The sequence below is a fragment of the Nocardia sp. GP40 genome, assembly GCF_050434125.1.
GTDB lineage: Bacteria > Actinomycetota > Actinomycetes > Mycobacteriales > Mycobacteriaceae > Nocardia > Nocardia albiluteola.
The window spans coordinates 281,249-300,433 of the sequence record NZ_JBNPVW010000005.1; the positions used below are offsets into that span (position 1 = coordinate 281,249).

Below are 19,185 nucleotides of genomic sequence, written 5' to 3' on the forward strand. Positions count from 1 at the left end.
CACGGGAGGGGAAGTATGCGCAGGTCGTCGGTATCAGCGATCGGCCTGACGCTGCTGCTCACCGCCCTGCTCACGGGCTGCGGTTCGAGCCACGGCGGGTCCTCCCCCACACCACGGATCGACCTGAGCGCGTTGGATTTCGGCCCCTACGACGCGAGTCCGCGCGATATGGGCAAACCGAAGAATGCGCTGCAGGCCGCGGACATCGAGGCCGAGCGCCTCGGCAACGTGGTCCCGCTGGCGATGGATATCGATCCCGCACTGGTCTACGGCGGAAATTCGAATGCCGTCGTGTTCACCGATCCCAAGAATTCGATGCTGCCGAATTTCTGCAATCTGGACAATTTCGCCGCCGTGGCGCCCGGCCTGGTCGGCGGCTTCGTCAGCTACGGCAGGAGCAGCCAGGCGAACGCGGGCCTCGAACTGGTCGACGCGGTGATGCTCTTCCCCGACGAGCAGTCCGCCGCCGGCGCCGCCACCGCCCTGGAACATCTCGATTTCACCAGCAAGCCCGGCAACCATCCGGTGCCGATCCCCAAATATCCCGCCGCCCATGCCCATTGGGAACCGGGCACGCAGGCGATCGACGACTGGTACGCGAGCGGGAAGATGCTCGTGTTCACCTCGGTGTACGACCACGCCAGGATCTGGTTCCACCACGCCGACCTGCCCGAACTGGTCGGCAAGGTCACCAAGAGCCTGGACACGGTCGTTCCGGCGATCGCGAAATTCACCCCGCATCCGGTCGATCAGCTCACCTATCAGCCCATCGATGATTCCGGCATGCTCGGCCGGACGATGGTGCGCCCCAAGGCCTCCACCGACGACTGGCTGAATCCGCCCGCGGTCTACGACGCGCATGCCGCACTGAACTGGAGCACCGACCCGCTGAGCACCCAGCAGTGGCTCGTCGCCGACGGCGTCGACAAATACGCGCAGTACGGCAACGATCTGTACCGCACCCGCGACGAGGGCACCGCCCTGGACGCCCGCGACCAGCTCGGCGATCCGGAAAAGCACTTCAAGTCCGCCGCACCGCCGCGCGGCCTGCCGATCGCCAAATGCCGCCAGTACCACGGCCCGCAGACCCAGGCAATCCACTATTACTGCGCGGTGGCCCACGGCCGCTACGCATCCCAGTCCTGGGGCGACCAGCTGCTCGATGCGCAGCAACGCATTTCGGCCCAGTACGCGATCCTGGTGAAGGCGAAATCATGACCTCCCCGCGTCGCCGCCTGATCGTCGCGCTGGCCGGAATCGGCCTGGCCACCACGCTCACCGCGTGCGGTTCGGCCGTGCACGGCTCCGCCGGGCCGTCGGAGATCGATGTGCGCACCCTCGACATCGGAAGCTACCCGGTCGATCCGCTGGACATCCACGACGACGATCCCCCCGATCTGCTCGACAGCCTGCAGATCGCCGGGCTGCGGCTGAGCGAATTCGTCACCACGGCCTACGATGTCGACCCCCGGATGCGCGTGGGTCTGACCTCGCAGTCGTTCACCTCGGGTCTGCTCCCGGGCAGTCTCGGCCCCGGCGATGCGATGACCGCGGTCGCCAAGCGCGACGACATGTACTTCGGCTTCGAATCCGCCGGCTCGGATCAGGGCAACTTCCTGGGCTCCGGCGACTGGCCCACCCCGGACAAGCAGAACTCGACCACGATCGATCTGATGGTCATGCAATTCGCCGACCCGGCCACGGCCGCCCGCGCCGCGGGCGACTTCTATGCCGCGGACATCGGGGGCAACAAGGCCAATCAGCCTGTCCCGCTGGGCAAATACCCCGACGCGCACGCGCACTGGCGGCCGGGCGCGCCGGTCATGCGGTCGTTCCTCGCGCACGGTTCGTACGTGGAGGCGGTGGTGGCGTTCGCGCCGACCGCCGATCAGGCCAACCTCAGCGCGCTGAGCGAAAAGACCTACGACACAGAGGGTCCGGTACTGGATCAGCTGTCGCCGATCTCCGACGTCGACACCCTGAATCTGGCATGGGATCCGGAATATCTGCTGAGCCGCGCGCTGAACCCGGATCAGGACGGCAATCCGACGTTCGGCGATCAGAACGCGGTCTTCGGCCCGCGCGGCATTCTGCACTACCTGCCAGATCGGGCCGATGCGAAGAAGACCTTCACCGCGATCGGCGGCCTGAAGTTCGCCAGAACCGGTGACGCACTGGTGGTCCGCACCGCCGACGCGGCCGACGCCGCGAAGGCGGTGACCGATCGGCTCACCCCCGGCCCGCATCACTCCAACGCGGAGGCCGTGCCGAAGCTGCCCGCCTCGGCGTGCGTGGACAACAGCGACGGCGGCGACGAGTGGGCGTCCTCGCTGGGCGGGCAGAAGCGTTTCACCTGCATCGTCGCCTACCGCAACTACGTCGGCTACGTCGAATCCAATCAGCTGATCGACGCGCATCAGCGGGCCGCCGCACAATTCGCCCTGCTGGCCAACAGTCAGTGGGAGCCTTAGTATGGGCGAGTTTGGGCGGCAATCATCCCACCGATCGAGAGTGAGTTTGTAGAAGATGGCGATGAGTCCCGGCACCATCGTCGGTGGGTATCGGATCGAGCGAGTGCTCGGCGCCGGCGGCATGGGAACCGTCTACCTGGGCAAACACCCGAGCCTGCCGCGCATGGACGCGATCAAGGTGCTCAGCGGTGAGCTGTCTTCCAATGCCGAATTCCGTGGGCGTTTCGAGCGCGAGGCCAATCTCGCTGCGGGACTTGACCATCCGAATATCGTCTCGGTCTACAACCGCGGCGAGGAGGACGGTCAGCTGTGGATCGCGATGCAGTACGTCCAGGGCACCGACGCCTCGGCCGAACTGGCCCGCGACCGGCACGCCATGACCCCGCTGCGCGCGCTGCGCATCGTCACCGAGGTGGGCCGGGGGCTGGACTACGCGCATCGGCGCGGCCTGCTGCACCGCGACGTCAAACCCGCCAACTTCCTGCTGTCGACAACCGACGGCGAGGAGGACGAGCGGGTGCTGCTGACCGATTTCGGCGTCGCGAAATCCACCGAGGATCCCGGTGAACTGACCCAGACCGGCAGCTTCGTCGCCACCATCGCCTACGCCCCGCCGGAGCAGTTGCAGGGCATGGCGGTGGATCACCACGCCGACATCTACAGCCTGGGTTGCGCCTTCTACAAGCTGCTGACCGGCCAGAACCCTTATCCGGCAACGCAACCGGCGATGGTCATGATGGGCCACCTGTACGACCCGCCGCCGCAGGCCACCAAGTTCTCCCCCGGGCTGCCGCCGGCCATCGATCAGGTCTTCGCCAAGGTGCTGGCCAAGAACCCGGCCGAAAGGTACAACACCTGCCGCGAATTCACCGACGCCGCGGCCAATGCCCTGACCCCCGGCCATAATCCGGCCCCGACAAGCACCTCCCCGACCTATCCGATCCAGGTCCACGACCCGCGGCCGGGCACAGATCCGCGGGCGAGGCTCTCGGGTTCGTACATGACCGACCCCGGGGTATCCACCTCGGGCCCCGCCGACCTGTCCGAGCTGCTGAGCTCGCCGAAGCCGCAGCGCCGCTGGCTGATCCCGGCCGCCGTCGGTGTCGTTGTGGTGGCCGTCGCGGCGGGCATCGGCATCTGGGTCTCCCAGAGCGGCGGCTCGCAGCCCACCGCGGCGACCACCAGCGCCACGAGCGCCGCCGCCCCGACCACGCTGGCCCAGGCCAAGGCGCAGAATCCGGCCTTCGCGGGCAAGACCATCACCATGGTCGACGTCCTGGACGGTGGCAAGGTCGCGATCTACCTGGGCGGCACCCCTCAGACCGACTTCCTGCAGGGCCTCGGCTTCGTCTACAACCTCAGCTACGTCAAGCAGGGCGGCGAGACCTCCCCCCGCCCGATGACCGACTACGACAGCATCAACGCCGCCGACGACAGCTACATCCTCGCCGTGCGCAGCGACAAGAGCGCGGGCGGCGGCGGCCTGCTCGGACTGCCCTACGAGATCACCAACTCCCGCGCCACGGTGATCCCCCTCGACGACCCGACCGCCGTCGCGGCCATGCGGAGCTGGGACACGAACTCCCAGGCGACCGAACTAGCCAAGCTGGTTCCGGTGCTGCACAACAGGATTCAGTAGCTCTCACAGCGCGCAAAAGCCGTCACCCCACAGGGTTTCGAGGCGGCGGAAGTACGCATCGTACTGCCCGGCAATCACGTCGGTGGAGAAGCGGGACATCGCGTAGTCACGGATTGCCTGGTAGTCGAGCTTGTCCACGGCGTCGGCGGCATCGCAGAACTCGCGCAGCGTGCGACAGCGGAATCCCTGCACACCCTGTTGCACGGTTTCGCTGAAAGCCCCCCAGTCCGTGGTGATGACCGGTGTGCCGCACAGCATCGCCTCGACGTGAACGCCGCCGAACGGCTCCAGGTACAGCGAGGGCACGAACACCGCGCGGGCCCGGCTCATCGGCTCGCCCCGGCGCTGCGGATCCACGATCCCGACGTACTCACTGAAATCCGGCGGCGTACCCGCACCCGCGATCACCAGCCTGCGATCCAGCGTCCGGCACGTATCGACGGGTGATCTGATACCCCGTGGACTCGATCAGGCGGCCGATGAACAGGTAGTAATCGTCCTTCTCCGCCGAGAACGGAAAGTCCTCCACCTTGAAGTAATTCGGTATGACCGCGTCGAAGAACCGTCCGCGATCGCTCATGACGCCCGCCAGTGTGGTGTGCGCCCCGTGCACCGCATGCATCCACGCATAACTTTCGAAGACACGGTGTTTGGCGAAGACTCCGCTGTAACCGACACCGAATTCCACCGTGATCATGTCGGGGAAGGCCGCACCGACGGCCTCCTGGCAGGTGCCCCGATGATGCAGACGAAGTCGCGCGGCTGCGCGCGCCGCGAGATCTCCTCGATCGCACGGCGATTGGTTACCTGCCAGTGCCTGTCGTTCTTACCCCAGGTGATGTTGATCGGCCCGGCGAAGAAGTCGTTGCTGCCGAACCATTCTCGCTGCTCCTGCTTGTCGACGATGGTGATCAGCTCGGCGCAGGCGGCCTCGTTCTCCTGCGAGGCACACAGGAACACCTCGTGCCCCAGCCCGGACATCATGTCGCAGAACCGGCGCACCTTCTGGGTAGCATGTTCGTCGCGGCCATCACCGGAATTCCGTAGCGCACACCGGTATCGGCGATATAGGCCACTGCCACTCACCACCGCGTGGACCCCTCCGCACTGGCGCTCCCGGATTGGGATATTCCCGCCCGATGCTAGGGTACCGAGGACGCGGGGGTCTCAACCTTGCCATCCGGACCGTCCCGCCTCCGGGGGACGCCACCCACTCACCCCCAGTCGGCTATGACAAGGGGGAGATATGCGAAGAGCAAAGGTCCTGCTGGCGATCGGCCTCGCGGCGGCGATTGCCGCGGGGTGCGGGTCGGGGTCGTCGCACGCCCCGTCCGCGAGACCGGTCGACGTAAGCAAGCTGGATGTGGCGGGGTACAACACCGACTTGGTGACCATCGGCAAGCAGGACCTCGAGCGCGCGAAGGTCTCGGAGGCGCAGCGGCTGGCGAGCGTCCTGCCGTTGGCGATGGATATCGATCCGCGATTTAAATATCAGGACGGCACGAACCCCGCATCCGTCTATGGATTCAGCGAAGATGCTGCTGGAAGCGGTCTGGCCACACAGAACATCAATACCGATGCCCCAGGGTTTGTAGCGGGATTCAGCGTCAACGGCGAGACCGATCAGAACATCTCACTCGCCACCTATTTCGACTACTCTGTATTAATTTTCACAGACAGCACGGAAGCGGGCGCAGGAGCCAGATCACTAGCAGCCAAAAAATTCAGCAAATCGATGCCCAACCAACCTGCCAACATTGACGGACACCCCGATGCCCAAACAATCTGGCGCTCCGAGGACGACACTATCGACTCATTCATCGCCAGTGATCGATATGTAATATATGTCAGCGCTGCAGATAATCCCATGTTGTCTATCGGTTCTCCGAACCTTCCCGAGCTCACAACGCTGACGAAAAAGACGATCGAAGCCGTGTCGATCGCACTGAAGAGCTTCGAGCCGACGCCGGTCGATCAGTTGACTGATATACAACCAGACTATGACGGACTGATCGGCCGAGCGATACCGAAGACGCTGGACGACCTGGGGCGAAGTCCGGCCGGAATTTACGATCAACACGGAGCGCTCATTCTGTCCGACAATGCGGCGGCCGATAAAGAACTGTATGCAAGAACAGGTATGGACCGGATGGCCACCAATGCCGGGCGTCTGTATCGCACGCGCGATTCCGCTACCGCAGAGACACTATTCGAGGCACGCAGTACATTAAAGAGCAAATTGTACAAGAACGCAGATTCTCCGAAGAACCTGCCGGAAGCTCGTTGCGACGAGTACCGCGGCGACAACGAGTACACTCCCCGATTCCACTGCGCTGTCGCGTATGGATGCTACGCGGCAGAGATATGGTCGAATCAATTACTCGATACACAGCAACGCATATCCGCACAGTATGTACTGATGACTCGATAGCATCGCCGACCCTGCAGGAACCATGAGACACAGAACTATTACGCTGGCGGCAATCCTCACCTCCACCGTGATCACATTGGCGGCATGCGGCTCACAGGTCCCTGGGCTGCCGCGTGCAGCCGAGATCGACGTCAGGCATCTCGACGTCGGTAGTTACCCCGTCGAGCCGTTCGATGCACATAAGACGTACAGATACGGGTACGACAGCGGGAAAGACTTGGCGGCAATCCGATTGACCGACCACGTCATCCTGGGGCTCGATATCGATCCAAAACTCAGGTACGGCACCGGAGTGAACGCGTTGACCGCCGGGGCCGACTTTCCACAGACACTATCGGCAGCAGCCGGCGCCGCAGCACTTCGCAATAATTTCATGTTCGGACTCTCTTATGGCGCCTCGGATATCCAAATGGGTAGCCAGAACATTCCCGACCCCAACGCAACTCTACTCACACTGCAGGTCATGCAGTTCGGCAGCGCCACCGCCGCCGGCAACGCGGCCACTCAGATGGAACAAGTCGATTTCGGCTCAGCTCCGGAAATAAATCGAGACGCCACGATCCATAAATACGGTGATGCGCATTCTTACTGGCAATCGGAAGCATCCACGATAGCATCAACGATTGCACACGGCAGCTACGTTGTGGGCGTCACCATAAGAAAGCCCGGAGGAAATCTCAGCACACTGGCCGAACTGGTCGAAAAAGTATTCACCGAACAGTTTCCACTGCTGGATTCTCTTCCGCCACTCACCCCACTACAGGTGCTCGAGCTGAATCCGGACCCGGACGGCATCACTAGACGACTTCTGAACAGCGATCAGATCTGGCTGCCGGACATAAGCCGTCTCGCCTCGTACGACCTTCGAGGCTTTCTTCACTTTCAGCAGAACGAGGAGGTGGCCGAAAAATTGTACAAACCACTTCACATCGATCGGTTCGGAACGTCCGGCTCATACCCGACGGGGCTAGCATTTTATAATCCGCACGGCTTTGGTAATCTATACACTACAGCCACCGGCCAGGCTCAGACAGGGGATAATCTTTACCGCAGCTCGAATGAAGAATCCGCTCACGACATCTGGATTAAAATTCTGAACGCACCTGATGCCTCGATGACACCCCGCGGCATTCCGAACACGAAGTGTGCCGAACTTCCCACCATCTATGATGTGCGAGACTTCACCTGCGCGATACAGTACCGTCAATACGTAGGAATTGTCTGGGGCACACAACTCGGCGACGCTCAGCAACGCGCCGCCGCGCAGTACGCGCTTCTAGCCAACAGTCAGTGGATGTGACCGTTCCATCGAACTGCACGAGCGGAACTTCTCGGCAGGTACCTCGACCTTCGCGACCAGTAAGCTCGCCGCCACGGAGCGGCCGTACACACCTGCGCCGATACGTGTAGCCCACATGCCAACTGGTTGATAGGGTTAGACCGCCGACATACCCGCGAGTGGGTACAGCGCACCTTGGGGGAAGGAGGACCTACGCTGTCGACCACTCGGACACGCGCCGTACGACGCACCTCGCAACCAGCGCCGCCAATGTGGCGAGTGATACGGAAATCGATGGAACCGAACGGGCATCGGCGTCGTCCAAGGATATATAGCCAATCGACTCCCTCACTACGGAGTTCATGATTCTCGAGGAAGGAGGGTCCAGATCCGAGGTCGTGCTCGACCTCGACTGCCCCTGGTATCAGAGCCGGCTGCTTCGAAGGCACCGGGTGGGACAGAACCACACTGCGACCCGCCTGACTCGAGCGCGCCAGATCGGCTCCATCGCCTGGGGGGTGTCCGACATACGGGCAGTAAGTAGATGGAACCGGACGAACGTTGCACTCGTCCATCAGACATACCGATCGATGGCCGGACTACCGGTCGATCACTCACAGAACCGATAGGAGCACACAATGGCCGGTCAGCTTCTCGCCGATCATGCAGCGATGGATGCGTTCAAGCAGAAGATGGAGGACGCCCATCAGAAGCTGATCGCTCATATCCAAGCCACCAAGGCCGACCAGGAGCGCACGACGCAGACCTGGAGCGGCGCGGCCCGCGGCGCGTTCGACACATTCATGGAGCGGTACTACGAGCAGGCCCAGGCGATGAACAACAAGCTTGCCAACACGGCCGAAAGCCTGATGAAGGCCGGCAAGGACTACGCCGCGCAGGACGAACAGTTCCAGCAGGACATCGCGAAGCAGAACTCCAGCCTGGATCTTCCCGCCATCTAATTCAGGTCTACTGACAACTACGTTCGAAGGAGCGCCTAATGGCCGCCAACGATACAAGCAGGATCTCCGCTAATTTCGGCGACGTTGCCGCCGGTGCAGATGACTTCATCAGCCGGGCCAAGAGCCTGATGAGCGACCTGGAAGACCTGCACAAGCAGGTGCAGGATTTCGTCACCAACAACTGGAAGGGCGATGCGAACGACGCGTTCGCCCAGCTGCAAGCCCAGTGGAACACCAACATCATGCAGCTGAACCAGACCCTTCAGGGTGCCGCTCAGCTCGTGCACAGCGGTAACTCCGATCTGCAGTCGCGGGACTCGTCCCTCGCGAACATGTTCTGATCCGAGCTCAAACAGGCTGTGGCCCTGGCGATCTCGCCGGGGCCACAGCTGTGTTTCCGGCCCGGTTCCCCCGAGCTTGGTCGAGTACCGGACTCAGGCAGAAGTCGCGGCCTTCCACAAGTACCCGTCCGGATCGGCGAAATACCCGAAGTACCCACCCCATTGCGCACCGGCCGCCTCCTTGACCACCGAACCACCCCCGGCGACCGCGGCGGCGATCACCTCGTCTACCTCGTCGGTCGACTCCACGATGTAGTGGAACGACACGCCCTTGAAACCGCTGCCCTCGGTGCCGACGCCCGCGTCGGCGCCCGCGACCTCGACCGGATACAGGCCCAGCGATGAGCCCTCACCGAGGTCGAACTTGGCGAACTGCGGGTAGTCCTGGGCGATCTTCGCGCCGATACCCTCGTAGAACTTCTTCGCGCGGTCCATGTCCGCAACCGCCAGCATGATGGTGGTGACCTGCAGAGCCATCGTTATCTCCTTCGTAGTTCGTTCGTTGTGCTCTGTCTCCATGACCGGCCGCGCAGGGGGAATGTGACAGGCCTGAAGGTGGCGGCCATCACAGTGGCCGCGCCCGGCGGAAGGCGTCGGCCTCCAACGTCCGGACGCTGGTGACTATCTTCTTGGCCTGATCGGGCATCAGCTCACCCGGGCGCCGAGGTCGGCGAGGACGGTCAGCGCGAGCGCCGAACCGGTCGATCCGCGAAACGCAAAGGTGCCGACCGGAACCGCAACACGCTACCTACTTGGGAAAGAAGCCGGGATCCGGTTCGCAAATGATGTCGGACGAGGGCAGGATCCCCTGCGCGAGATAGGTATTGACGGCATCGTTCACGCAGGGGCTGAGTCCGGGGCGGAAGGCGACATGAATTCTCGTGTCTGCCAGGGTAATCAGGCGGGAGGACGTCATATCCCGGTGCAGTGCAAGGGCTTCCGGATATGCAACTCGCGTGTCGTGGATCGACGCGAGAATCAGTGCGGGCGTGTCGTTCTGGATCACGGTGGGCGGCTCGACCGGATCGGGCCAGTACGCGCAGACGGTGATGTTGTTGGCGAAGGCGCCGAACACCGGCTGCGTCGTCCGGGCCGCCCGGATATTGCGGTAGTACCACGCCGGGTCGCGGGGTGCCGCCTTGTCCCCGCACAGCACCGCGGCCATCGCGGCCGGTTCGAGCGGCGCGGCGGCCGCGATCTTCGACTTCAGCTCGTCCACATCGAGCCCACGGCCGGACACACCGTCGTACACCATCCGCACGACATCGGCGAGGACGGCATTCAGCCGTGGAATCGCCAGCAGCGCAACCAGCATCAGCGGCACCGTGTGCTCGTCGACCAGATACTGGGAGCCGAGGCTCACGATCGGGTGCGCGGCGGCGCGGCGGATCATGTCCTCCACGAATCCGCGCACCTCCCGCGGGGTGCCGCCGAAGTGGTAGTCGGCGTCGTGCCGGGCCGCCCACACCGTCCAGTCGTCCAGTGCCGCCTCGTTGATCGGGCCCATGTCCTGGTACATCCCGACCCAGTAGCGGTCCGGGTCGATCGCGCTGTCCAGCACCATCCGGTCGCTGCGCCCCGGAAACATCTGGGAGTACACCGATCCCAGATACGTCCCGTAGGAGGCGCCGTAGTAGTTCAGCAGTGGCTCACCCAGCGCGCCTCGGATAACGTCCATATCGCGCGCGGTGTTGCGAGTGGTGATCCGGCGGATCTTCTCGCGGTCGCCCGCCAGGCAGGAGGCGGCCAGCCCACCGGCCAGGGCGGCGTCGCGCGCATAGCCGAACAGGTCGAAACCCGCGGAGAACAGCATGGTGGGCAGCGGCACAACACAATTCACCCGGCCGGAACGGCCGATCCCGCGCGGATCCATCCCGATCAGGTCGTACTGCGCCCGCACGTCGGGCGACAGACTCTTCGCCACGCTCACCATGGTGCGCAGCCCGGACCCACCCGGCCCGCCCGGGTTGCCCAGCAGAATCCCGCGCCGCCGCGCCGGATCGCTCGCGCGAATACGGGAGATCGCGACCGTCAGGGTGCGTCCGTCGGGCCGACCGTAATCGAGCGGAACCAGCACCCCCGCACACTGCGCCCCCGCCGCATCGAGCACCGCATCCCCGCAGGGCTCCCATACGAGATCCTGCTGAGAGAACCGCCCGAGCGGATCCCGCGCGGCGGCTGGCCCCGCGGCAAGCCCGGCGACCAGCACCAATCCCACTACTGGGACGAGCCGGCGAAACCATCGTGACGGCATCGACACTCCTCGCGGGTACGAACGCGACCAGGTTCCGGTTACCACCCCCGCAACAGATTCTCGCACCCATCGCACCCCATACCGAGCGTGCGACACAGCACGGAAGCCACCGAAATACCAGCAGCACGCAATATTCGCGAGTTCCGTCGGGCGGCCCGCGCACACCCTTGCACGCCATAAGCCGGTTCAGCACGCGGTTGGCACACCAACACCGGACGCGCAGCGCACCATCCGGCCTTCGTCGCGATTCGCCTGGCCACCTGCTTCAACCCCGCTCCGGAGCCGGTGAGTTCGGGAAGAGCCGGAGATCCCTAAACCTTACGGCCCGTGAACGCCGCGAGCCGTTCGATCGCCGGCGCGTCATCGGCGACGGACTGTGGATCGTCGAAGCGGCCCGCACGTGACTGACCGACCATTTGTTCCTGGACGATGGCCAGCGACTGCTCGACCAGGTCATCGGGCAGGCCGACACGAATTCCGGTGGCGCGCTGCAGATCCCAGCCGTGGGTGAGCAGGTCTGCGATTCGGATGCGCAGACGGATCTCGCCCGTGGTCGAGCCGAGGGTGCTGGTGAAGGTCTTCTCCAGCACCCCGGGCTCGGCGAAGACGGCGGTGAGGGCGACCGCGGAGTCCCGGTAGGCCGCGACGGGATCCTCGCCCAGGTGGTCCTGGCCCTGGTCGGGCATGGGCCCGGCCCCCATCATCGCGATAAATACCCGGTTCAGCCCGACCAGATGGGCGACCACGTCGCGCACGGTCCACTCGGAACACGGCGTCGGAGACACCCACTGTTCGGGGCCTATCGCGGCGATCAGCTCGCCGACCGCCGCGAAGGCGCGTTGGAGGTCGGCGGCAGGTTCTGTTGTCATTCCACGAGCCTAGGTTTCGACCCGCCGGTAGGGCTTGGAAATTCCGACCACGGAAAACCGCGTAACGGATCGACGTCCGGCGCATTCGGCGTACGTCCGGGTCGCCGACGTGCGGATTCGGACCGGACAACGGGGCGGCCGGTATCGTCGGTACGGCCGGGTGCTGTGCCCCGCGCTCGCTCGACGAGGATGGCTTGAAGGTGAAATACGTCCCCCGCCTGGTTATGTTCCTGGCAATTCCCGCGCTGTTGCTGCTGCTTCCCTGGTGGACGCTGGTCGGCGCTACCTCCTCCGGCGCGGCGTTCTGGCTCGGTACCGCGATCTTCCTGGTCGGCTACGTGTGCCTGCCCGCGGGCATGCTGCTCGGGCACGGGCCCGTTCAGTCCGATGCGGCCTCGATCGTGGGCGACACGCTGCTCGGCACGATGTGGATGGTGTTCACCTGCTCGGTGCTGGGAAATATCGCCGGGCTGGTGCTGGCCCTGGCCGGCGTGCCCGATCCGGCGCGTTCGCGGATCGTTGCGATCGGCGTGCTGGCCGTGGCGGCGGTGGCCGTGGCATGGGCAATCACCGAGGCCCGGCGGGTACCGCGGGTGCGGCGGGTCGAGGTGCCGATCCGGGGGCTGGGCGCCGGGCTCGACGGGCTGCGGCTGGTGGTCATCACCGATACCCACTACGCCGCGCTGAACCGGCTGCGCTGGTCCGAGCGGGTTGTCGAGGTCGTCAATGGGCTGCAGCCCGATATCGCCTGTCACGCCGGCGATCTCGCGGACGGCTCGGTCGCGAAACGGCGGGCGCAGGTCGATCCGCTCGGCAAGGTGTCCGCGGCCCTGGGCCGGTTCTACATCACCGGCAACCACGAGTACTTCGGGGACGCACCGGGTTGGATCGAGCACATGGCCTCGATCGGCTGGCAGCCGCTGCGCAATCAGCACGAGATCGTCACCCGCGACGGCGACGGCCTGGTCATCGCGGGCATCGACGACCCCACGGGCACCGGCCTGCCCGGGCACGGACCGGACCTGCCCGCCGCGCTCGCCGGCGCCGACCCGGAGCTGCCGGTGGTGCTGCTGGCCCATCAACCCAAACAGGTCGCCGACGCGGTCGAGGCCGGGGTCGCCCTGCAGATCTCCGGGCACACCCACGGCGGCCAGATCTGGCCGTTCCACTACCTGGTCCGCCTCGAGCAGCCGGTGGTCGCCGGCCTGAGCCTGCACGGCGAGCGCACCCGGCTCTACACCAGCCGCGGCACCGGCTTCTGGGGCCCGCAGCTGCGTCTTTTCGCGCCGAGCGAGATCACCGTCCTGACGCTCCGCCCGGAAGCCGCCCAATAAAGCGAATCATCAGCGCTTCACACAACAGATCGGACATAACGCGCGTCGGGTGCCCGCGATCCGCCGGGCGCTCGGCACAATCTCACAGATGAGCACGTATGGGACGGCGGTTATTGCTGATACGGCCAGGTGCGATGAGGCCGAGGCGATCACTACCAATCTGCGGAAATTGGCGGCCATGACGGTGGACCGCTGCACCCTCAATCCCGTGGCGCCGGTCGGTGAGCTGTGGCGGGCGTCGGGCTACATCATGATGTCGACCTCGGAGATGATCGGCATCGATCTGTTCGCCGGTGTGGATACCGCCCGGGTCGTCATCGCCGACGACATCGACGAGTACGGCGCCCTCTGGACGGCGTGGCGGATTCACAACGCCGAACCCGTTGTGGTGTACCGGAAATACCTGGCGGCCAACGAGAACGCGGTGGATACCGAACTCGCCGCGAAGGACCGGGCCGACATCGACGCGGCCGCGGACATGGCCGAACTGTGGGGCGTCAACCCCACAGTCGTGGCCGCGGTCGAGGATTACTTCGGGGCGATGTCACGGTCCCTCGGAATCGTGGGAACGCCCTTCCTGCCCTGGCTGGACGCCCTGGACCTGCGGTGGCCGATCCCGTGATCGGCCCCGCCGCAGTCAGTTCCAGCGCGACTGCGCCCGGCGCTTGACGGCCGGAGCCGCCTGGCCGTTCGCCATGACCTCGAGATCCTCCAGGAACTTGTCCACACTGTCGGCCTTGGACTGGAGGGTGGCGAGCTGCTGACGCACCCGCTCCTCGGTGCGGTCGAGCATGTTGGTGACCAGTTCGGCCTGCAGGTCGCGCACCATCTGCCGATGGAGCTGGGCGATCTGATCGCGCCCCTGCTTGCGCACCCGCTCGACCTCTGCGGTGGCCGCCTCACGCATCTGCTCGATGATGTGGTCCGCATCGGCCCGGGCATCCGAACGCAGCCGCTCGAGTTCGACCTGCGCCTCGACGAGGGCGTTGTCATAGGACTTCTTGGCCTCGTCGAGCCGCTCCGCGGCCTTCGTGCTCTCCGCGAGCTGATGTGCGATCTTGTCCTGGCTCTTGGCCATGACCCGCTTGAGCGGCGGCCAGATCCATCTCACGAAGATGAAGATAATGACCGCGAAGCCGAACAGCTGGCTGAAGAACACGGGCCAGTCGAACGTGATGTGGTACGGGCCCGAAGCCAGCACACCGCTGGTGTTGCTCATGAGGTAGCCCTGCCCCTTCGCTGCCCGGCGCTGGTTCCGGCATGCCCGTCGTCGACGCCGACCACGCGGTCGGCGAGGGTCTGCGACAGTGGCTCTACCGCCTCGCGCAGCTCCGCCGCGACCTGGTCGGCCTCGGCCCGCAGCTGCGACGCCGACTCCGCGACGATGGTGTCGGCCTCGCGCTGTGCCTCGCCGCGCATTTCCTCGAGGATGGCCCGCCCTTGCGCGCGGGCCTCGTTGCGGACATCGGCGGCCTCGGCGCGGGCCGCCGCCACCGCGGCCTGGTATTTGGCCTGTGCCTCGGCGAACGTCTCTTTCGCCTCTTTGTTGTTCGCCGAGGTCTCATCGACCCGCTCTTCGCGTTCCGCCAAAACCTTGCGGATCGGCGGAACGACGAAGAACCAGATGACTCCGAGCACGATCAGGAAGATCAGCAGCTCGGCGAAGAAAGTACCGTTGGGAATCAGGAAATTCCCATCGGCCTCCACATCGGTTCGCGGAGACATCGTGGACTACTTACCGGGAGTCGCGAATACGAACAGCGCCATGAAGGCCAGGTTGATGAAGTACGCGGCCTCGACCAGACCGACGGTCAGGAAGAAGTTACCGCGCAACCGACCCTCGGCCTCCGGCTGCCGGGTGACACCGTTGATCAGCGCGGAACCGGCCAGACCGTCGCCGATACCTGCACCGATCGCGCCGCCGGCCATGATGATGCCGCCGCCGATGAGGGCGCCCTGGATGATCTGCGCGGTTGCTGGATCTGCCATTTTCACTTCCTGTTCTCGAACAAGGTATTTTCCGACCGACGGCGCCGATCAGTGGGATTCGTGCTCCAGCGACATCGACTGGCTGAAGTACAGAACGGTCAGGAGCGAGAAGATGAACGCCTGAATCGCACCGACGAACAGGTCGAACATCTTCCAGATGGCGTTCGGGCCCCAGCTGATCCAGAACGGGAACAGCGTGATCACCGCGATCATGACACCACCGGCGAACATATTGCCGAACAATCGAAGCGAGAGCGACAACGGCTTGGCGATTTCCTCGATGATGTTGATGATCACCATCGGGCCCCAGCCGGTGTGCCCCTTCAGCAGCTGTTTGAAGTGGCCGAACAGACCCCGCCGCTTGATGCCCGCGCCCTGGTAGAGGACGAAGACGAACAGGGCCAGCGCATAGACGAAGTTGACGTCGGAGGCCGGCGGCGAGACGAATTCGCCCTCGCCGTACTGCACCGGAAGTACCGACAGCCAGTTCGACAGCAGAATAAAGGTGAACAGCGTGACCGCCAGCGGCAGCACGAACGGCGCGATCCTGAGACCGATGGCCGACTCCACCTGCTCGCGCATCATGACGGTGACGGTCTCGAAGAACAGCTGCACCCCATTGGGCACGCCGGAGGTGATCTTCACGCGCAGGAAGATGGCCAGCGCGATCACAATAAGGGCGGCGAGCGAGGTCGAGACGATGGTGTCGACATTGAAGGTCATTCCGAGGAAATGACCCGTCGCGTGGTCGCCGACCTTGATCTTGGCGCCGGAATCGGCGAGCGGGATACCGGACCGCGCGATCGAGCTGGTGAGACCGGTCAGGGAAGCATGGATCGTCATGACGGCTGGCGCATCGCTTTCCACTCGGGCAGAACAGTGTGCAGGACCAGAATGACCTGGAAACATGCCAGGCCGAAGAAGATCCCGATGCCGTTCGGCCGGGCCAGGTAGGCGACCAGGATCGACAACGCCGTGAGGCCGAACAGGCGGACCGCGGAGGACAGCAGCAGCCCCTGCTTACTGGGCGCCTCCGACCGGATCGTGCGGGTGATGAACATCCACGTGAGCTGCGCGTTCAGCCAGCCCAGCCCCAGTCCGATGCAGATGAAGGTGCCCAGCAGCAAACGCTCGAGCGGCCCGCAAATCACCAGGGCCAGCACACCGAGCGCCAGCGCGACATAAGCCGCGCGGCGTATCCGGAGTCTGTCGACGTTCACTGCGACACCGCCTCGCCGGTCGTCCCACCTCGTAGTGGGGGTCGTGATTGATCGTCAGCATACACATACCAACGACGTTGCGTAGCACAGTCTTTGATCTTCCTATGGCCGATCTTTACGTGCCGCGAATCCGTCGCTTTCTAGCCCTTCAGCGATCTTTTGGCTACCGGGACAATAGACCCATATCCGGCAGATCGGTGGTGACATAAAGGTATCGAGCGTCGATCCGGCAAAGATCGACACCAGGTCATTATGCGGCAGGGGATTACAGCTTAATTGTCGCAACACAGACTCGTACCCGGCCAAGAAGGTACCTCATCGACCCTCCGCAACGCCCGCGCGACACCCCCTGTATTTCCCGCCGTCCCGCCGAATCCGGCTGCGGCACACCCCCTGGCGCCCGACACGACGGTGCACCGCTGGCATCGGCGCCGCGCATCGGCAAGGGTGAGCAAGGACCCTCGCAACGCTGACGAGAGGCGGCCGATGCCCGACTCGACGACCACACCGGCGCCCCCACCCGGCCCGCAACCGATCCCGCTGCGGCGCCGCGGCCGCATCCTCTGGCTGCTCGCACTGCCCGGCGTGCTGTACTGCCTCGCGCCGTTCGTGGCCAACCGGATCGAACCGCGCGTGGCGGGGATCCCCTTTCTCGTCTGCTACCTGCTGGTCGTCACCGCCCTGACCGGACCGCTGATCGGGCTGGTCGCCCGGTTCGATCCGGCATACCGGTCGGGCGCACCGGAATACATGCCCGCCGACGACGCCCGGGACCCCGCATGAGCGAAGCGAATCGATGACACAGCGCGCATCGCGCATGGCGGAGCCGAGCGCCAGCGAGGTGGAGGCATGAGCGAAGCGAATCAGCTAACACAGCACGCACCGGGCATGCCGGAGCCGAGCGCCAGCGAGGTGCAGGCATGAACGGCCGGGCATCGGTGGCGGTCACGCTGTTCGCCGTCGCCATGGTCGCGGCGGTCGTCATCGGCGTGCTGTCCGGACGCGGCGGGGAGCGCTCGCTGTCGGAGTGGTCGGTCTCCGGACGCGGACTGGGCACGCTGTTCGTGCTGCTGCTGATGGCGGGCGAGTCGTACACCAGCTTCTCGTTCCTCGGCGCCGCCGGCTGGTCCTATCGGTACGGGGTGCCGATCTTCTATCTGATCGCCTACCTCAGCACCGGACTGGTCGCCGCCTACTTCATCGCCCCGCTGCTGTGGACCTACTGCGCCCGGCACGGGCTGATGTCGATCGCCGACATCGCCGAGCACCGGTTCCGGTCGCGGTGGCTCGGCATCGCGGTCGCGGTGATCTGCACCGTGTTCCTCATCCCCTATGTGCAGCTGCAGATTCAGGGCATGGGCGTGGTGGTGCACGCCATGTCCTACGGCGCGATCGATCTGAAGGTCGCCGCGGTGGTGTCGTTCGTCGTGGCCGAGATCTTCATCCTGGCGTCGGGGCTGCGCGGTTCGGCGTGGGTGAGCGTGTTCAAGGACGGACTGGCCGTGTTGTCGGTGCTGTTCCTGGTGATCTACGTGCCGTGGCACTATTTCCACGGCCCGGGCCGGCTGCTGGACCGGCTGGTCACGGAGCGGCCGGGCTGGCTCACGTTTCCCGGCGCCGGCGGCGGCACCTTCGGCGCGGCGTGGTTCGTCTCGACGATCGTGCTGAACGTCGCGACGATCTGCATCTTCCCGACCACCGTCGCGGGCTACCTGTCGGCGGCGAATCCCACTGCGCTGCGACGCAATTCGATCCTGCTGCCCTGGTATCAACTGCTGCTGGTGATACCGATGTTCATCGGCGCGGCCGCGCTGTTCGTGGTGCCGAAGCTGTCCGATCCGGATCTGGCGCTGTACGACCTGGTGACGAGATCGCTGCCGCCCGCGGTGGTGGCGGTGATCGGCATCGCGGGGGCGCTCTCGGCCATCGTGCCGATGAGCGTATTCCTGGTCTCGATCGGAACACTCTGGGGCAGAACGATACTCGGCGGCGGGCTGGCCGGTTCGGCGCGGGCGGGAGATCCGGGGGATCGGCAGCGCGGGTGGTCGCGGCTGATCTGCCTGATCGCGGGCACCATCGCGCTGGCCGGCGCGCTGCGCTACCCGAAGCTGCTGGTCAATTTGTCGGTATTGTCCTATGAGGGAATCGCCCAGCCGCTTCCGGCGGTGCTGTTCGGCCTGTACTGGCGGCGATTGACCGCGGCCGGAGCGGCGGCGGGGCTGGTCACGGGCACCGCGATCGTGCTGGGCCTGCACGCCGCGGGCCAGGATCCGCTGTGGGGAGTCAACGGCGGGCTGTTCGCGCTGGCGGCAAACATCGTTGTCGCCGTGGTTGTTTCGTTGACCGTGCGGGCAAATGATCGGCTGACCAGCTCGGTGTAAACGGGACGATTCGGG

Annotated in this window: 22 protein-coding genes; 11 read left to right on the forward strand and 11 right to left on the reverse strand. The window is 64.9% G+C overall.

The window, feature by feature from the left end; translation table 11 throughout:
* Positions 1-15: 15 nt before the first annotated feature.
* The 3 genes from ABH933_RS17770 to ABH933_RS17780 all read left to right on the forward strand — a co-directional run bounded on the left by ABH933_RS17770 (position 16) and on the right by ABH933_RS17780 (position 4,110).
* A complete protein-coding gene (locus ABH933_RS17770; RefSeq protein WP_429420602.1) occupies positions 16-1,218 on the forward strand; it encodes a DUF7373 family lipoprotein in 1,203 nt (400 codons plus the stop codon).
* Positions 1,215-2,471 carry a DUF7373 family lipoprotein gene (locus ABH933_RS17775; RefSeq protein WP_429420600.1) on the forward strand — a complete coding sequence of 419 codons (1,257 nt, stop codon included), beginning with the start codon at positions 1,215-1,217 and terminating at the stop codon, positions 2,469-2,471. The genes ABH933_RS17770 and ABH933_RS17775 overlap by 4 nt, the downstream gene beginning before the upstream one ends.
* Before the next feature lie 61 nt (positions 2,472-2,532).
* Complete coding sequence (locus ABH933_RS17780; RefSeq protein ID WP_429420599.1) at positions 2,533-4,110, forward strand: serine/threonine-protein kinase; 1,578 nt, start codon at positions 2,533-2,535, stop codon at positions 4,108-4,110.
* A gap of 3 nt (positions 4,111-4,113) precedes the next feature.
* Here ABH933_RS17780 and ABH933_RS17785 read toward each other — a convergent pair whose 3' ends face one another.
* Genes ABH933_RS17785 through ABH933_RS17795 form a run of 3 tightly spaced genes read right to left on the reverse strand, consistent with a single transcriptional unit; the run spans position 4,114 to position 5,094 of the window.
* Positions 4,114-4,467: a glycosyltransferase gene (locus tag ABH933_RS17785; RefSeq protein WP_429420597.1), complete on the reverse strand. Its 354-nt coding sequence runs from the start codon at positions 4,465-4,467 to the stop codon at positions 4,114-4,116.
* 13 nt (positions 4,468-4,480) lie between these two features.
* A complete protein-coding gene (locus ABH933_RS17790) occupies positions 4,481-4,807 on the reverse strand; it encodes a hypothetical protein (RefSeq protein ID WP_429420595.1) in 327 nt (108 codons plus the stop codon).
* Positions 4,804-5,094 (reverse strand): hypothetical protein, encoded by a 291-nt coding sequence (locus ABH933_RS17795; protein ID WP_429420593.1) that lies wholly within the window; start codon positions 5,092-5,094, stop codon positions 4,804-4,806. The genes ABH933_RS17790 and ABH933_RS17795 overlap by 4 nt, the downstream gene beginning before the upstream one ends.
* Positions 5,095-5,356: 262 nt before the next feature.
* On the opposite strand from ABH933_RS17795, the gene ABH933_RS17800 reads away from it, so the two are divergent.
* The 4 genes from ABH933_RS17800 to ABH933_RS17815 all read left to right on the forward strand — a co-directional run bounded on the left by ABH933_RS17800 (position 5,357) and on the right by ABH933_RS17815 (position 9,123).
* Positions 5,357-6,541, forward strand: a complete 1,185-nt coding sequence (locus ABH933_RS17800; protein ID WP_429420591.1) for a DUF7373 family lipoprotein — start codon at positions 5,357-5,359, stop codon at positions 6,539-6,541.
* Between the two features lie 22 nt (positions 6,542-6,563).
* Entirely contained in the window at positions 6,564-7,841 is a 1,278-nt protein-coding gene (locus ABH933_RS17805; RefSeq protein WP_429420590.1) for a DUF7373 family lipoprotein, read from the forward strand.
* Between the two features lie 617 nt (positions 7,842-8,458).
* Positions 8,459-8,782, forward strand: coding sequence for a WXG100 family type VII secretion target (locus ABH933_RS17810; protein WP_429420588.1), 324 nt, complete (start codon positions 8,459-8,461; stop codon positions 8,780-8,782).
* Positions 8,783-8,820: 38 nt separating this feature from the next.
* Positions 8,821-9,123, forward strand: a complete 303-nt coding sequence (locus ABH933_RS17815) for a WXG100 family type VII secretion target (RefSeq protein ID WP_429420587.1) — start codon at positions 8,821-8,823, stop codon at positions 9,121-9,123.
* Between the two features lie 93 nt (positions 9,124-9,216).
* Here the strand turns inward: ABH933_RS17815 and ABH933_RS17820 are convergent, their stop codons facing one another.
* From ABH933_RS17820 to ABH933_RS17830, 3 genes are all read right to left on the reverse strand, one after another.
* On the reverse strand, positions 9,217-9,600 hold the full coding sequence (locus tag ABH933_RS17820) for a VOC family protein (protein ID WP_429420586.1): 384 nt from the start codon (positions 9,598-9,600) through the stop codon (positions 9,217-9,219).
* A 271-nt stretch (positions 9,601-9,871) separates the two neighbouring features.
* On the reverse strand, positions 9,872-11,377 hold the full coding sequence (locus ABH933_RS17825) for an alpha/beta fold hydrolase (protein WP_429420585.1): 1,506 nt from the start codon (positions 11,375-11,377) through the stop codon (positions 9,872-9,874).
* A gap of 311 nt (positions 11,378-11,688) precedes the next feature.
* Positions 11,689-12,246: a TIGR03086 family metal-binding protein gene (locus ABH933_RS17830; RefSeq protein ID WP_429420582.1), complete on the reverse strand. Its 558-nt coding sequence runs from the start codon at positions 12,244-12,246 to the stop codon at positions 11,689-11,691.
* Between the two features lie 200 nt (positions 12,247-12,446).
* Between ABH933_RS17830 and ABH933_RS17835 the strand changes: the two genes are divergently transcribed.
* Together ABH933_RS17835 and ABH933_RS17840 are read left to right on the forward strand one after the other, a co-directional pair.
* Complete coding sequence (locus ABH933_RS17835) at positions 12,447-13,580, forward strand: metallophosphoesterase (RefSeq protein ID WP_429420579.1); 1,134 nt, start codon at positions 12,447-12,449, stop codon at positions 13,578-13,580.
* An 88-nt stretch (positions 13,581-13,668) separates the two neighbouring features.
* Positions 13,669-14,202, forward strand: a complete 534-nt coding sequence (locus ABH933_RS17840) for a hypothetical protein (RefSeq protein ID WP_429420576.1) — start codon at positions 13,669-13,671, stop codon at positions 14,200-14,202.
* A gap of 15 nt (positions 14,203-14,217) precedes the next feature.
* Here ABH933_RS17840 and ABH933_RS17845 read toward each other — a convergent pair whose 3' ends face one another.
* The 5 genes from ABH933_RS17845 to ABH933_RS17865 all read right to left on the reverse strand — a co-directional run bounded on the left by ABH933_RS17845 (position 14,218) and on the right by ABH933_RS17865 (position 16,789).
* Positions 14,218-14,799: a hypothetical protein gene (locus tag ABH933_RS17845; RefSeq protein WP_215916388.1), complete on the reverse strand. Its 582-nt coding sequence runs from the start codon at positions 14,797-14,799 to the stop codon at positions 14,218-14,220.
* Positions 14,796-15,305, reverse strand: coding sequence for a F0F1 ATP synthase subunit B (locus tag ABH933_RS17850; protein WP_429420573.1), 510 nt, complete (start codon positions 15,303-15,305; stop codon positions 14,796-14,798). Before ABH933_RS17850 ends, ABH933_RS17845 begins: the two co-directional genes overlap by 4 nt.
* A gap of 6 nt (positions 15,306-15,311) precedes the next feature.
* Positions 15,312-15,569 carry a F0F1 ATP synthase subunit C gene (locus tag ABH933_RS17855; protein WP_215916386.1) on the reverse strand — a complete coding sequence of 86 codons (258 nt, stop codon included), beginning with the start codon at positions 15,567-15,569 and terminating at the stop codon, positions 15,312-15,314.
* A gap of 48 nt (positions 15,570-15,617) precedes the next feature.
* Complete coding sequence (atpB, locus tag ABH933_RS17860) at positions 15,618-16,292, reverse strand: F0F1 ATP synthase subunit A (RefSeq protein WP_429420869.1); 675 nt, start codon at positions 16,290-16,292, stop codon at positions 15,618-15,620.
* A gap of 116 nt (positions 16,293-16,408) precedes the next feature.
* The gene (locus tag ABH933_RS17865) at positions 16,409-16,789 is read right to left on the reverse strand and encodes a hypothetical protein (RefSeq protein ID WP_215916384.1); all 381 of its coding nucleotides are present in this window, start codon (positions 16,787-16,789) and stop codon (positions 16,409-16,411) included.
* Positions 16,790-17,275: 486 nt separating this feature from the next.
* Between ABH933_RS17865 and ABH933_RS17870 the strand changes: the two genes are divergently transcribed.
* Positions 17,276-17,572, forward strand: coding sequence for a hypothetical protein (locus ABH933_RS17870; RefSeq protein WP_429420570.1), 297 nt, complete (start codon positions 17,276-17,278; stop codon positions 17,570-17,572).
* Between the two features lie 137 nt (positions 17,573-17,709).
* Positions 17,710-19,170, forward strand: a complete 1,461-nt coding sequence (locus ABH933_RS17875; RefSeq protein ID WP_429420567.1) for a sodium:solute symporter family protein — start codon at positions 17,710-17,712, stop codon at positions 19,168-19,170.
* Positions 19,171-19,185 lie beyond the last annotated feature (15 nt).

Coding starts and splice junctions, on each gene's coding strand:
- ABH933_RS17840 (WP_429420576.1), top strand. CDS start 13,669: ATGAGCACGTATGGGACGGCGGTTATTGCTGATACGGCCAGGTGCGAT.
- ABH933_RS17795 (WP_429420593.1), bottom strand. CDS start 5,094: ATGATGTCCGGGCTGGGGCACGAGGTGTTCCTGTGTGCCTCGCAGGAG.
- ABH933_RS17815 (WP_429420587.1), top strand. CDS start 8,821: ATGGCCGCCAACGATACAAGCAGGATCTCCGCTAATTTCGGCGACGTT.
- ABH933_RS17825 (WP_429420585.1), bottom strand. CDS start 11,377: ATGCCGTCACGATGGTTTCGCCGGCTCGTCCCAGTAGTGGGATTGGTG.
- ABH933_RS17805 (WP_429420590.1), top strand. CDS start 6,564: ATGAGACACAGAACTATTACGCTGGCGGCAATCCTCACCTCCACCGTG.
- ABH933_RS17820 (WP_429420586.1), bottom strand. CDS start 9,600: ATGGCTCTGCAGGTCACCACCATCATGCTGGCGGTTGCGGACATGGAC.
- ABH933_RS17845 (WP_215916388.1), bottom strand. CDS start 14,799: ATGAGCAACACCAGCGGTGTGCTGGCTTCGGGCCCGTACCACATCACG.
- ABH933_RS17770 (WP_429420602.1), top strand. CDS start 16: ATGCGCAGGTCGTCGGTATCAGCGATCGGCCTGACGCTGCTGCTCACC.
- ABH933_RS17855 (WP_215916386.1), bottom strand. CDS start 15,569: ATGGCAGATCCAGCAACCGCGCAGATCATCCAGGGCGCCCTCATCGGC.
- ABH933_RS17810 (WP_429420588.1), top strand. CDS start 8,459: ATGGCCGGTCAGCTTCTCGCCGATCATGCAGCGATGGATGCGTTCAAG.
- ABH933_RS17775 (WP_429420600.1), top strand. CDS start 1,215: ATGACCTCCCCGCGTCGCCGCCTGATCGTCGCGCTGGCCGGAATCGGC.
- ABH933_RS17800 (WP_429420591.1), top strand. CDS start 5,357: ATGCGAAGAGCAAAGGTCCTGCTGGCGATCGGCCTCGCGGCGGCGATT.
- atpB (WP_429420869.1), bottom strand. CDS start 16,292: ATGACCTTCAATGTCGACACCATCGTCTCGACCTCGCTCGCCGCCCTT.
- ABH933_RS17830 (WP_429420582.1), bottom strand. CDS start 12,246: ATGACAACAGAACCTGCCGCCGACCTCCAACGCGCCTTCGCGGCGGTC.
- ABH933_RS17790 (WP_429420595.1), bottom strand. CDS start 4,807: ATGATCACGGTGGAATTCGGTGTCGGTTACAGCGGAGTCTTCGCCAAA.
- ABH933_RS17780 (WP_429420599.1), top strand. CDS start 2,533: ATGAGTCCCGGCACCATCGTCGGTGGGTATCGGATCGAGCGAGTGCTC.
- ABH933_RS17850 (WP_429420573.1), bottom strand. CDS start 15,305: ATGTCTCCGCGAACCGATGTGGAGGCCGATGGGAATTTCCTGATTCCC.
- ABH933_RS17870 (WP_429420570.1), top strand. CDS start 17,276: ATGCCCGACTCGACGACCACACCGGCGCCCCCACCCGGCCCGCAACCG.
- ABH933_RS17875 (WP_429420567.1), top strand. CDS start 17,710: ATGAACGGCCGGGCATCGGTGGCGGTCACGCTGTTCGCCGTCGCCATG.